Consider the following 12,461-nt stretch of genomic DNA (forward strand, 5'->3'; position numbering starts at 1 on the left):
AGTCCCCGCTCAGGCGTCCGCCGCCGCGTCGCCGAGCAGGTCCGCCCACAGCGCAGGGAAGTCGGGCAGGGTCTTGGCGGTGGTGGCCACGTTCTCCACCTGCACGCCGGGCACGGCCAGGCCGATCACCGCGGCGGCGGTGGCCAGGCGGTGGTCCTCGTAGGTGTGGAAGACGCCGCCGCGCAGCGGGCGGGGGCGGATCCGCAGGCCGTCCTCGGTCTCGGTGACGTCGCCGCCGAGGTCGTTGATCTCCTTGGCGAGCGCGGCGAGCCGGTCGGTCTCGTGCAGCCGCAGGTGGGCGATGCCGTACAGGTGGGACTCGGAGTCGGCGAGCGCGGCGGCGGCGGCGATCACCGGGGTGAGCTCGCCGACGTCGTGCAGGTCGACCTCGATGCCGTGGATGCGGCCGGTGCCGGTGAACTGCAGGCCCTCGTCGGTGAACTCGCAGGCGCCGCCCATCCGGGTGTAGATCTCGCGCAGCCGGTCGCCGGGCTGGGTGGTGTGCCTGGGCCAGTCGCGGACGGTCACCCGGCCGCCGGTGACCAGGGCCGCGGCGAAGAACGGCGCGGCGTTGGACAGGTCGGGCTCGACGACCAGGTCGCGGCCGATCAGGGCGCCGGGGGTGACCCGCCAGACGTCCTTCTCGCCGCCGTCCTCCGGCGCGTCGACCTGGACGCCGGCCTTGCGCAGCATCTCGACCGTCATCCGGATGTGCGGCAGCGACGGCACCGGGCCGCCGACGTGCCGGACCTCGACGCCGTGGTTGTAGCGGGCGCCGGAGAGCAGCAGGGCGGACACGAACTGGGACGAGGAGGAGGCGTCCAGCTCGACCGGGCCGCCGTCCAGGCCGCCGGTGCCGACCACGGTGAGCGGGAAGGTGCCCCGGCCGTCGTCCTCGATGCGGGCGCCGAGTGCGCGCAGGGCGTTGATGACGCCGTGCTGGGGGCGCTCGTGGCTGCGCGGGTCGCCGTCGAAGTGCACCGGGCCGTCGGCGAGGACGGCCAGCGGGGGCAGGAAGCGCATGACCGTGCCGGCGTTGCCGACGTCGATCGAGGCCGGGCCGAGCAGGGCGGGGGCGGGGATGACCCGCCAGGCCTCGCCGCCGCCGGTGCCGCCGGAGTCGTTGTTGACCTTCTCCTCGATGCCGACGCCCAGGGCGCGCAGGCCGTCGGCCATCAGCTGGGAGTCGCGGCTGCGCAGCGGGCGGCGCACCCAGCCGGGCTCGTCGGCGAGTGCCGCCAGCACCAGGGCCCGGTTGGTGACCGACTTGGAGCCGGGGATGGTGACGGTGGCGTCGACGGGGGTGGTCGCGACGGGTGCGGGCCACAGGGTTTCGGTCATGCGGCAAGTCTAGGGGCCGTACCGGAACGGTCCCCGTCCCGGCCGGATGGCGGACAGGCACCCGCCCGCTCGCGCCCGGGCGCTCGGCTCGGGTGCGCGCCCCCTCGGCCTGTGCGGGCGCCTACTGCAGCGGCTGGAGCAGCCAGCTCGCGCCCATGGCCAGGCAGGCGAGGGCGATCAGCAGGAAGACGGTGACCCAGGCCAGGCCGGGGATGTGGGTGAGCCGGGCGAGCTGGTCGGCGTCGGAGTCGCGGGCCCAGCCGGTGCGGCGCTGGTGCTGGAGCTCCAGGACGGGGCGGACGGCGCCGAAGAGCAGGAACCAGCAGCCGAGGTAGGCGAAGCCGGCCTGGACCTCGGCGCTGCCGAACCAGGAGACCAGGAAGAACGCGGCGCCGGCGACCAGCACGGTGAACAGGCCGAAGGCGTTGCGGACCCGGATCAGCAGGGCGAGCAGCAGGGCGATCGCCAGCCAGAGCAGCAGGGTGATCCGGTCGGCCGCGAGCAGGGCGGCGCAGCCGAGGCCCAGCAGTGCGGGGGCGGTGTAGCCGGCGGCGGCGGTGAGGACCATGCCGGGGCCGGTGGGCCGGCCGTAGGAGAGGGTGAGGCCGGAGGTGTCGGAGTGCAGCCGGATGCCGGCGAGCTTGCGGCCGGTGGCGAGGGCGGCGAGGCCGTGGCCGCCCTCGTGGGCGATGGTCACGGCGTTGCGGGTGACGTGCCACAGGGGGCGGGCGAGCACCGCGAGCAGGGCGGCGGCGCCGGTGGCGAGGACCAGCCAGCCGGGCGGGGCGGGCTGGGTGCCGGCGACCCGGTCCCACAGTTCGCCGAGGTTCTGTCCGGTCGGGTTCGCGCTCATCTCTGTGCTTCGCCTCCGTTCGCTGCGCTGGGCCGTTCGGGGCAGCCTCCCATGCCAGGACGGGCCAGCGGGAGCGGGTGGTTGCCTCCGATGGGCCTCGGATGTGCCTTCGGCGGGGTTCCCACGGAGCTTCGGTGGGGCTTCGGGGGGTTCTGCGGCGAGATGGTGAGGGCGGCAGGCATGGCAAGCTGGCCCGCATGTGCGGTCGGTTCGCCTCCAGCAGCAAGCCCGAGGACATCGTCGAGATCTTCGGCGTCGAGCAGTGGGATCCCGCGGAGACGCTGGCGCCCAGCTGGAACGTCGCCCCCACCGGCAGCGCCTTCGTGGTGCTGGAGCGCCTGGCCAAGGGCCGGGCACGGGCGGTGCGGCAGCTGCGGGTGCTGCGCTGGGGGCTGGTGCCGCAGTGGTCGAACTCCGCGGAGACGGCGGTGAAGATGATCAACGCCCGCGCGGACACCGTGCACGAGAAGCCCGCGTACCGGCAGGCCTTCGCCTCGCGCCGGTGCATCCTGCCGGTGGACGGCTACTACGAGTGGCAGACGGTGCCGGGCGAGCGGGGCAAGCCGCGCAAGAAGCCGTTCTTCGTCTCCCGGGCGGACGGCACCCCGCTGGCGCTGGCCGGGCTGTACGAGTTCTGGCGCAACCGGTCGGTGCCGCCCGGCGACCCGCAGGCCTGGCTGGTGACCTTCGCCGTCGTCACCACCGACGCGGAGGAGCTGCTCGCGCCCATCCACGAGCGGATGCCGCTGTTCCTCGACCCGTCCTCCTTCGACGACTGGCTGGACCCGGGGCTGAGCGACCCGGACGAGCTGCGCCGGCTGCTGATACCCCCGCCGCCCGGTGCGCTGCGGGCCACCCCGGTGTCGCCGGCGGTCGGCAACATCCGCAACAACGGCCCGGAGCTCAAGGAGCCGTGGGTCGAGGTCGAATACGAGACCACCCTGTTCTGACGTTCTCCGACTTCCTTCCTCCGAATTCCCCTGAATTCCTCCGGACTTCCGGAGAACCCCGACGTTGCTGGAGTCGCCGCGATGACCACCGAACTCGTCCCCACCGAGGCCGGGGACGCCCGGATCACCTACCACCGGGCGGCGGCGCCGAAGGCGCTGCTGGCGCTCGGACACGGCGCCGGTGGCGGGATCGGGGCTCGGGACCTGGTGGCGCTGGCCGCGGCGCTGCCGGCACGCGGGATCGCCGTGGCGCTGGTCGAGCAGCCGTGGCGGGTGGCCGGGAAGAAGCTCGGCCCGGCGCCGCGGACCCTGGACCTCGGCTGGACGCCGGTCGCGGAGCGGCTGGCCGGGCAGGGGCTGCCGCTGGTGGTCGGCGGGCGCAGCGCCGGGGCCCGGGTGGCCTGCCGGACCGGCGTGGCCACTGGGGCGGTGGGCGTGGTGGCGCTGGCGTTCCCGCTGCATCCGCCGGGCAAGCCGGAGAAGAGCCGGGCCGAGGAGCTGCTGGAGTCGGGGCTGCCGACGCTGGTGGTGCAGAGCGCGGCGGATCCGTTCGGCGGGCCCGCGGAGTTCCCGGAGCTGCCGGCGGGGCACGTCATGGTGCCGGTGCCGTACGGCAGCCACGGCTTCGAGGTGCCCAAGCGGGCGCCGGTGGGGCAGGACGAGGTGCTGGAGCTGATCTGCGGGGCGGTCGGGGACTGGGTGCTGGGGCTGAGCGCCTGACCGGTCCGACCGCTCGCCGGCCGCGGGACCGGCCGTGAGCAGGGAGTTTCCGCTCGCTCACTCGCGGGGGTGAAACGTCGGCCCGGGCGGGAATGCGGGCGGGGGCGGCGTGGTTGACACCCTCGTCAGAACGATTCCCGGTGAGAGGCAGGGCAGATGGGTTCGATCGCGTGCCCCGAGCGGCCGGAGGAGCGCGAGGCCGCGACGGCTTTCGCTCCCACCTGGTCCGACTGGATTGTCGCGGGCGAGAAGCCCGTCAGCCCGATATCCTCGCTTTCGGGGCGGCCCGCGGTGGGCCGTGTCCGCCATGCCGAGGAGGTGGGTCCGGTCGTCGGGACCGAGCACGAGGCCGAGCCTGGCCGGGGCCCGGATGAGGGCCGCCCCGGGGGCGAGGCGCTCACCGGTGAGGAACTGGCCGAGGCGATCGGCGAGGACACCTTCAGGGTGTCGGCGGAGGAGGGCGAGGAGGCCCGGCGGGAGCGCTTCGAGCGCGACGCCCTGGGCTACCTGGATCCGATGTACTCGGCCGCGCTGCGCATGACGCGCAACCCGGCCGACGCGGAGGACCTGCTCCAGGAGGCGTTCGCCAAGGCGTACGCGTCCTTCCACCAGTTCCGCGAGGGCACGAACCTCAAGGCCTGGCTGTACCGCATCCTCACCAACACGTTCATCAACTCGTACCGCAAGAAGCAGCGGGAGCCCCAGCGCACCGCCGCCGAGGAGATCGAGGACTGGCAGCTGGCCCGCGCCGAGTCGCACATGTCGACCGGTCTGCGCTCGGCCGAGACCCAGGCGCTCGACCACCTCCCGGACAGCGACGTGAAGGACGCCCTCCAGGCCATCCCCGAGGAATTCCGGATCGCCGTCTATCTCGCGGACGTAGAAGGCTTTGCGTACAAGGAGATCGCGGACATCATGGGTACTCCCATCGGTACGGTGATGTCCCGGCTGCACCGCGGCCGTCGTCAGCTGCGCGGCATGCTGGAGGATTACGCCCGTGAGCGCGGGCTCGTCCCGGCCGGCAGCGGGGCAGGGCAGGAAGCGAAGGGCTCGGGCTCATGAGCTGCGGCGATCCGCACGACACGGAGTGTGGCGAGGTTCTCGACCACCTCTATGAATTCCTCGACAACGAGATGCCCGAGGGCGACTGCGCCAAGCTGCGCGTGCACTTCGAGGAGTGCTCGCCCTGCCTGCGGCAGTACGGGCTGGAGCAGGCGATCAAGGCACTGATCAAGCGCTCCTGCGGGTGCGACGACACCCCGGCCGATCTGCGCAGCAAGGTGCTGGCCCGGATCGACTCGATCCGCGCCGGGCAGCGCCCGACCGAGCAGGTGGTGGTGGCCGCCCCGACCGCGGTAGAGATCCACGCCGAGGCCGCCCGACCGGCCCCGGAGGTGGCCGACGGCCCGGCGCAGCCGGCGCTCCGTCCGGGCGCGCCGGTGGAGGCGGGCGCCCAGTCGGAGTAGCGGCAGGGCCCGCCGGCGAGGGCGGGCCGACCGGTCCGAACACATCGGTCCGAACACGGAGTTCAGCGGCCCCGGGAGCGTGCGTTCCCGGGGCCGCTCCCGTTCCGCCCGCACGCGCCGTCACTCGTTCGAGTGAGTTGGCGGTGCGCCAGCTGCGGCATTGCGCGATCATGCGTCCTCGCGCCCGACGACCGGCCTATCCTCCTGACGGACACTCACCGCCGGTCCGCCCGGCGCGCTGAGCGCGGAGCGGGTCAGGACGGCGGGGAGGTCGAGATCGCTACCGACAGTGCAGGTGCGGCCCTGCCGGAGGGCGCGACGCGGTACCTCGTGGCCGTCCCGGTGGCGGCGCTCTGCTGCCTGCTGCCACTGCTGCCGGCCGAGGCCGTACCCGGCGTGCCGCACTGGCTCGGCGCCCCGGTGGACTGGCCCAAGGTCGGGCTGCTGGGCTTCCTGCACGGCTGCTGGGAGTCGCTGGCCCAGGGCCTGCCGACGCCCTGCCTGCGGCTGGTCCGCAGGCTGCTGCGCCGCCCGCTGCCGCCCGACCGGCCGCCCTCCCGGCCCGGGGAGAACGCTTTCTTCCCGGTGCTGTTCGCCGGTGTGCTGATGCTGCCGCCCGCCGCCGCAGCGCTGGTCGCGGCGCCGGCCGCGCTGTTCGGCGGCCCCGGCGGGTGGCACTGCCGGCGACGCCAGTTGTGGAACGGCTCCCAGCTCGCCCTGTGCGCCTTCGCCGCCTCGGCGGCCTTCCGCCTGCTGTGCGGGCCGCAGCTGCTGCTCGGCTCCCGCTTCCCCGCCGCGCTGCTGCCCGGGCTGGCCGCCCTCATCGCGTTCTGCCTGGTCAACGGGGTGCTGGTGGGCGTCATGCTGATGCTCGCCGAGGACCGCGGAGCCGGTGTGCTACTGCGCGGGGCGCGCACGGTGTGTGGGCTGCCGGTGCTGGTGCACGCGGCCGGCGGGCTCATGGTCGCCGTCCTGTGGCAGGGCCCGTACGGGGCGTTCGCGGCGCTGCTGGCGCTGCTGCCGCTGTCGATCTCGGCGTGGGTGTTCGCCCAGGGGCACCGCGAGCGCGACGCCCACCAGGCGACGGTGCAGGCGCTGGTGCAGGCCGTCGAGATCAAGGACGCCTACACCCGCGGGCACAGCGAACGGGTCGGCCGGGCCGCCGTGCTGATCGCCGGTCAGCTCGGCATGGAGGCCGAGCGGCTGCGCACCCTGCGGTTCGCCGGGATCCTGCACGACGTCGGCAAGCTGGGCGTGGCCACCGAGCTGCTGCGCAGAAACGGTCCCCTCAGCGAGGAGGAGCGGCGGGCCGTCGAGGTCCACCCGGTGTACGGCTACGAGCTGGTGCGCGGGATCTCCTTCCTCGGCGAGGCGCACGCCGGGATCCTGCACCACCACGAGCGGATGGACGGGCGCGGCTACCCGAGCGGCCTGGCCGGCGACCAGATCCCCGAGTTCGCGCGGATCATCTCGGTCGCCGACGCCTTCGACTCGATGACCTCCACCCGCTCCTACCGGCGCGGACGGCCCGTCGCCGAGGCCGTCGCCGAGCTGGAGCGCTGCTCGGGCAGCCAGTTCGACCCGGTGATGGTCCGGGCGCTGATCGACGCGCTGGCCGTGCACGACTGGCAGCCGGTGCTGCCGCCGCCGCCCGGCGACTGCCTGAAGGCCGTCCCGGACATCCCGCTCGGCGTGCCCGAGCCGGTCCGGGCCGCGCCGCGCGGGGTGCCCGCCCAGGGCGGGACCGTTCCCACGACGGGGCAGCCGTGACCGGCGGCGTCCGGGGCGCGGGCGTGGTGCACGCGACGGCGGCCGGGCTGCTGGCCGTCGCGCTGGCGGCGGTCGCGCTGCGCGGGATCGTCGAGCCGGGGGTCGCGCTGGCCTTCACCGCGCTGATCGCGCTCGGCGAGTGCGTCCGGATCACCCTCCCGGGCGACCGCGAGCAGGCGCCCATCGGCGCGGCCGGCGCACTGGCGTACGCCCTGCTCGGGCCGCTGCGCGGCCTGCCGACCGCGCACGGGACCGTCCAGGTCGTCGCGGTGACCGGCACCGGCCTTCTGCTGGCCTGGCTACCCGGGCTCGCCCTGATCCGCCGGACCTCGCGCCGCCCGCACCGGCGCCCGCCCTGGGCCGACCCGGCCCGGCGGGACAGCGCCGCCCGGCGGCTGCTGGGGGTCGGCTTCGCCGCCGCCGTCTTCCAGCCGCTCTACAACGGCGCCCTCGTCGACCGCTTCTCGCCGCAGGGACCGGCGTACGGGGTGTTCCTGACCGCCGTCGCCGCGCTGGCCGCACTCTGCGACGCCAGCCTGGCGGCGCTGCTGCGGTGCTCCGCCACCGGGCTGTGCTTCCCGGCGGCGCTGGAGGACGAGCTGCGCTCGCTGTTCGGGATCGGCTCGGCGATCGTCGCCACCGGGATGCTGGTCAGCCTGGCGGCCGGCGAGGTCGGGCTGTGGGCGCTGCCGCTGTTCTGCACCCCGCTGCTGCTCGCCCAGGTGTCGTTCCGGCGGGCCGCGGCCGTCCGCGCCACCACCGGACAGACCATCGCCAGCCTGGCCCGGGCCACCGAGGTGGCCGGCTACACCCCGCACGGGCACGCCCGCCGGGTCGCGGACACCGCGTGCGCGCTGGGCCGCGAGCTGGGCCTGGGCACCCCCGAGCTCGCCCTGCTGGAGTACGCGGCGCTGATGCACGACGTCGGGCAGTTGTCGCTGGTCGAGCCGGTGCCGGACGGCGCCACCGCGCTGCTGCCCTGCGCGGAGCAGCGGCGCATCGCCCGGCTCGGCAGCGAGGTGATCAGCCGCACCGGGGTGCCCCGGCAGGTGGCCGAGCAGGTCGCCCGGCTGGCCGACCCCTGCGCCGGGCCGGCCGGCGGCGACGGCTCGGTGGCCCTGGCGGCCCGGATCATCCGGGTGGCCAACGCCCACGACGACCTGCTCACGGCGGCCCGCGGGCGCGGGGTCGGCGAGGCGGTGGGCCGGCTGCAGGCCCTGGAGGTGCTGCGGCTGGGCCGCGGGCGGGTGTACGACGCGCGGGTGGTGGACGCGCTGGCCCGGGTGGGCGGCCAGGGCCGGGGCTGAGTCGGCAACCGCCCGGATCCGGTCGTGGCCGAGGGCGGCGCGGACACGGCCGGCCCGGGGTCCGCCGGGGTTGAGGCACGGCGGCGGGGCGGGCAGGCTGGGTAGGGACGGGCCCCAACCTCTGCGGTGGGGAGCGCGGTCGGGGGCGGGCGTGGTTGGATGCGGTCGTAGCGTGGAAAACCGACCCGGGACACCCGGGCTCGTACCCCGCCGAAGTCCCCTCTGCGGAGCGGGGCGGCAGCAGTGGTACGGGACTTGAGCGGACGACGACGGCAGGGACGAACGTGAGGATCTTCCACCGGGCACGGCACCGGCCGTCCGCCACCTGGCGGCAGACGACCGACCGGGCATTCACGCTGATCGGCGACGGCCGCTACGAGGACGCCGGCGCGCTGCTGGTGATGGCCGCCGACCTGGAGCCGTGGCTCTCCGACTCCTGGTTCAACCTCGCCCTGCTGCACAAGTTCCGCCGGGACTGGGAGCAGGCCCGCTCGGCCGGCCTGCGGGCCGTCGCCCTGCTCGAGCGCGAGCAAGGCGCTCCCGACTGGTGGAACCTCGGCATCACCGCGACCGCCCTGCAGGACTGGCCGCTGGCCCGCCGCGCCTGGCAGGCGTACGGGCTGAAGCTGCCCGGCGGCCCCGGCGTACAGCCGGACGGCCCGGTCTGCCTGGACCTCGGCACCACGCCGGTGCGGCTCTCCCCGGACGGCGAGTCCGAGGTGGTGTGGGGCCGCCGGCTGGACCCGGCCCGGATCGAGGTGCTGTCCATCCCGCTGCCGTCCTCCGGCCGCCGCTGGGGCGAGGTGGTGCTGCACGACGGCGCCCCGCACGGCGAGCGGGTCGCCGACGGGATCGCGTACCCGGTGTTCGACGAGATCGAGCTGTGGGCGCCGTCCCCCGTGCCGACGTACGTCGTGCTGCTGCAGGCCGCCACGGCGGGGGACCGGGACGCGCTGGAGCGGCTGGTCGCGGACGCCGGCTACGCGGCGGAGGACTGGACGTCCTCGGTGCGGCTGCTCTGCCGGGCCTGTTCGGAGAGCCGGATGGCCTCCGACGACGGGCACACCGCCCACCACGATCCGCACGACGACGGCGACGCCGCACACCCCGGCCACCTGAGCCACCTGAGCCAGGGCGGCGCGGCAGGGATGTCCTGGCTGGTGGAGCGGGAGTGCGGGATCGCCGCCCCGGCCCATCTGGTGCGCACGCTGCTGGACCGCTGGGTCGCGGCCTCCCCCGGGAGCCGGGCTTACCGGGATCTCGAAGAAGTCTGCTGAGTACCCTGGTGAGGTACGCGTAGATCTATGGAAGCGGAAGACATGGCGGAGCAGGCCGAGCAGCACGACCACGACCACGAGCACGAGCACGACGTGGAGGGGGCGGCGCCCGAGGCTCCCGTGAAGGTGATCGGTGAGGAGCCGGACCTCACCAGGGGCACCGCCCGTCCGATCACCGTCGTCGGCAACCCCGTCCTGCACCGCGAGGTCAAGGACGTCACCGCGTTCGACGGCGAGCTGTCCGCGCTGATCGACGACATGTTCCAGTCGATGTACGCGGCCGAGGGCGTGGGCCTGGCGGCCAACCAGATCGGCGTGGACCTCAAGGTCTTCGTCTACGACTGCCCGGACGACGAGGGCGTGCGCCACATCGGCCACATGATCAACCCGGTGCTGGAGGAGTACCCGGCCGACCGCCGCCGCGTGCTGGACGACGGCAATGAGGGCTGCCTGTCCGTCCCGACCGCGTACGCCGAGCTGCCGCGTCCGGACTACGCCGCGGTGACGGGTGTCGACAAGGACGGCAAGCCGATCCGGGTCGAGGGCACCGGCTTCTTCGCCCGCTGCCTCCAGCACGAGACCGACCACCTGTACGGCACCCTCTACATCGACAAGCTGTCGAAGCGCGACCGCAAGGACGCCCTGCGGCAGATGGCCGAGGGCACGCCGCGGTACGCGACCGCGCCGAACGAGTAACGACTGGTAGTGAGTTGAGGGCCGGCGCGGATGATCCGTGCCGGCCCTCGGGCTGTTCGGAGGCTGCTACTGGACGAAGAGCCACTCCGGGCCGTACGTGAAGCGGGGGTCGGCGGGGAGCTTGATGCCGTTGATCTGCTGGGCGGTGCGGCGCATCTGGCCCATCAGTCCGATGGCCGGGCCGATCGAGTCCGCCCCGGTGGCGCCCCAGGCCTGTTCGAGGGCGCGCAGCATGTCGCTGTACTGCTGGTTGAAGGTATGCAGGAGGCCTGCGGTGGTCTGGTCGGGCTCGTTGCCGGGGGAGTTGGCCCAGCCGCCGGCGGGGACGCGGGCCACCGGAGACGTGTCCGGCAGCGGGACATCGGCACCGGTGAACTCGTACTTCTGCGTCATGTCGTCGAGGACGAGCCGCTTGCCGACGGCGATCTCCTTGAAGGCGTAGTAGTGGGCGAGTTCGCCCGGGGCGCCGGGGAAGGGGTTGTCCGGGGAGGCGTCGGTGCCCTCGCCCTGGGTCTGGATGATGTGGATGGCGTTGAGGACGTCGTCGATGGTGTTCATCGGGACGATGTCGTTGCCGGCGCCGTGGCTCGACCCGAGCGGGAAGGTCACCTGCCGCTGGCCGGTGAGCAGGTGGGCGAAGGTCGGGAAGACGTCGGCGATGCGCTGGTAGAAGGCGCCGATGGTGTTGCCGTCGGCGGCGAAGGCGAGCGGGTGCTCGGGCTTCTCGATGTCGGAGAAGAGGCCTGCCGATTCCCGGGTCAGCCCGCTGAGGTAGACCTCCAGACCCGGGTTGACGCCGCCGGGGAGCTCACCCGGGTACTTCGGGACGGTGAGCGGGTCGGTGAGGACGACGGTGCCGCCGATGCTGGTGAGCATGTTGCAGACCAGTCCGAAGTGCGACATCTCGTCGAAGACGATCTCGCGGATGGCGTGGCGGACGGGTTGGGAGTTGTCCGGGTTGGTGATCGACCAGAGGGCGGTGGCGTAGGGCGGGATGGTGGAGAGCTCCAGCATGATCGCCCGCTGAAGGGCGTCCTTGAGCTCCTTTTCGGTCCAGTCCTCCTCGGCGATGTTCATGAGCTGGACGATCGCGTCGCTCCGGTAGTCGAGGATTCCGGTCGTCACGGCAGGCCCCTTTCGTCGTTCGGCTCTGCGCCGGACCGTAGCCGGGTTGGGTGGTGCGCGGACGCATGCCGCCGCTGTGGCCCGCGAGTTCATTCGGACGGGCGGCGCGCGGGGGCGGTGGCTGGGGTGACCGGTGTTACTGCTTCGAGGCCAGCGTGGCCGGACAGGGGATGTCCGGCCAGATCTTGTTGGGGCAAACGATCACGTACTGGCCCGACCACCGGCTGTCGGACACCCACCGGGACCACATCACGTCGGAGGCCCCGGCCAATTGCTCGACTGCACGGAGGCGCCGTGCCTCGATCGGCAGCCAGGGATCGCCGCCGGGAGTGTGCTCCTCGTAGCGTTTCGCGAGCCAGTCGACCGCATCGACAGCCGTCGTCCACGTGCCCCGGATCTGGGCCGGCGGCCGTAGCAGCCACCAGCCCGTCATCATCGGCGGAAGCTCCGAGAGCCTGAATCCTCCGCCCTCGACGGGCCGACGCTCCGACTCCTTCACCAGCAGCCGGCCGTCACCGGCCCACTCGTAGCCGTGGAAGTGCAACTGCGCTTCTCCTCGCAGGCATTGGTGCCCCGGCCGCCCGCACGGGACTGCGGGCGGCCGGGGCGGTCAGGGACGGTCGGATGTCAGACCGAGAGGCCGAACCGCGCCGGATCGATCCCGGCCTCGGCCAGCTCATCGGCGGTGAACAGCAGCGGCTCACGGTCGGGCCGCTTGCTGTCGCCCATGGCGTAGACACCCGGGGCCTGTGGCACGGCGCCGAGCGTCACGCACGTCTCGGTGTCATCACCCCCGCCCTGGTTGCCGCCGCACGCGCGGTTGAACTCGACCCCGGAGAGGTCGAGTTCGTACAGGTTGTGTTCGGTCATCGCCTGCACCTTCCGGAATTGCTTCGGGGCACGGAACGGCCCCGTCCCGCCCAGGACTTGGGCGGAAGATTTGAGGGAGGGAATCC

General features: G+C 73.7%; 13 protein-coding genes. 8 read left to right on the top strand and 5 right to left on the bottom strand.

From position 1 onward, the window contains the following. Positions 1-9 precede the first annotated feature (9 nt). Together aroA and F7Q99_RS17100 are read right to left on the bottom strand one after the other, a co-directional pair. Positions 10-1,341: a 3-phosphoshikimate 1-carboxyvinyltransferase gene (gene aroA, locus F7Q99_RS17095; RefSeq protein WP_153462501.1), complete on the bottom strand. Its 1,332-nt coding sequence runs from the start codon at positions 1,339-1,341 to the stop codon at positions 10-12. Between the two features lie 121 nt (positions 1,342-1,462). Continuing rightward, complete coding sequence (locus F7Q99_RS17100) at positions 1,463-2,194, bottom strand: M50 family metallopeptidase (RefSeq protein WP_153462503.1); 732 nt, start codon at positions 2,192-2,194, stop codon at positions 1,463-1,465. A gap of 197 nt (positions 2,195-2,391) precedes the next feature. Here F7Q99_RS17100 and F7Q99_RS17105 point away from each other — a divergent pair, with 197 nt between their 5' ends. The 8 genes from F7Q99_RS17105 (at position 2,392) to def (ending at position 10,380) form a co-directional block, all read left to right on the top strand. Beyond that, complete coding sequence (locus F7Q99_RS17105) at positions 2,392-3,144, top strand: SOS response-associated peptidase (RefSeq protein WP_153462505.1); 753 nt, start codon at positions 2,392-2,394, stop codon at positions 3,142-3,144. An 81-nt stretch (positions 3,145-3,225) separates the two neighbouring features. Next, positions 3,226-3,864, top strand: coding sequence for an alpha/beta hydrolase family protein (locus F7Q99_RS17110; RefSeq protein ID WP_153462507.1), 639 nt, complete (start codon positions 3,226-3,228; stop codon positions 3,862-3,864). Between the two features lie 318 nt (positions 3,865-4,182). After that, positions 4,183-4,926, top strand: coding sequence for a sigma-70 family RNA polymerase sigma factor (locus F7Q99_RS17115; protein ID WP_407697861.1), 744 nt, complete (start codon positions 4,183-4,185; stop codon positions 4,924-4,926). Further along, on the top strand, positions 4,923-5,330 hold the full coding sequence (rsrA, locus tag F7Q99_RS17120) for a mycothiol system anti-sigma-R factor (RefSeq protein WP_153462511.1): 408 nt from the start codon (positions 4,923-4,925) through the stop codon (positions 5,328-5,330). The genes F7Q99_RS17115 and rsrA overlap by 4 nt, the downstream gene beginning before the upstream one ends. A gap of 330 nt (positions 5,331-5,660) precedes the next feature. After that, positions 5,661-7,100, top strand: coding sequence for an HD-GYP domain-containing protein (locus F7Q99_RS17125; protein ID WP_326846763.1), 1,440 nt, complete (start codon positions 5,661-5,663; stop codon positions 7,098-7,100). Beyond that, entirely contained in the window at positions 7,097-8,407 is a 1,311-nt protein-coding gene (locus tag F7Q99_RS17130; protein ID WP_326846764.1) for a metal-dependent phosphohydrolase, read from the top strand. Before F7Q99_RS17125 ends, F7Q99_RS17130 begins: the two co-directional genes overlap by 4 nt. Before the next feature lie 284 nt (positions 8,408-8,691). Beyond that, on the top strand, positions 8,692-9,684 hold the full coding sequence (locus F7Q99_RS17135; RefSeq protein WP_326846765.1) for a tetratricopeptide repeat protein: 993 nt from the start codon (positions 8,692-8,694) through the stop codon (positions 9,682-9,684). Between the two features lie 93 nt (positions 9,685-9,777). Continuing rightward, a complete protein-coding gene (gene def, locus F7Q99_RS17140; RefSeq protein ID WP_407697862.1) occupies positions 9,778-10,380 on the top strand; it encodes a peptide deformylase in 603 nt (200 codons plus the stop codon). Between the two features lie 66 nt (positions 10,381-10,446). Here the strand turns inward: def and F7Q99_RS17145 are convergent, their stop codons facing one another. From F7Q99_RS17145 to F7Q99_RS17155, 3 genes are all read right to left on the bottom strand, one after another. Then, positions 10,447-11,505, bottom strand: coding sequence for a ferritin-like domain-containing protein (locus F7Q99_RS17145; protein ID WP_195911097.1), 1,059 nt, complete (start codon positions 11,503-11,505; stop codon positions 10,447-10,449). A gap of 136 nt (positions 11,506-11,641) precedes the next feature. After that, positions 11,642-12,049 carry a hypothetical protein gene (locus F7Q99_RS17150; protein WP_153462517.1) on the bottom strand — a complete coding sequence of 136 codons (408 nt, stop codon included), beginning with the start codon at positions 12,047-12,049 and terminating at the stop codon, positions 11,642-11,644. An 83-nt stretch (positions 12,050-12,132) separates the two neighbouring features. Then, complete coding sequence (locus F7Q99_RS17155; protein WP_153462519.1) at positions 12,133-12,375, bottom strand: DUF397 domain-containing protein; 243 nt, start codon at positions 12,373-12,375, stop codon at positions 12,133-12,135. Positions 12,376-12,461 lie beyond the last annotated feature (86 nt).

The organism is Streptomyces kaniharaensis (assembly GCF_009569385.1).
Classification (GTDB): Bacteria; Actinomycetota; Actinomycetes; order Streptomycetales; family Streptomycetaceae; genus Kitasatospora; species Kitasatospora kaniharaensis.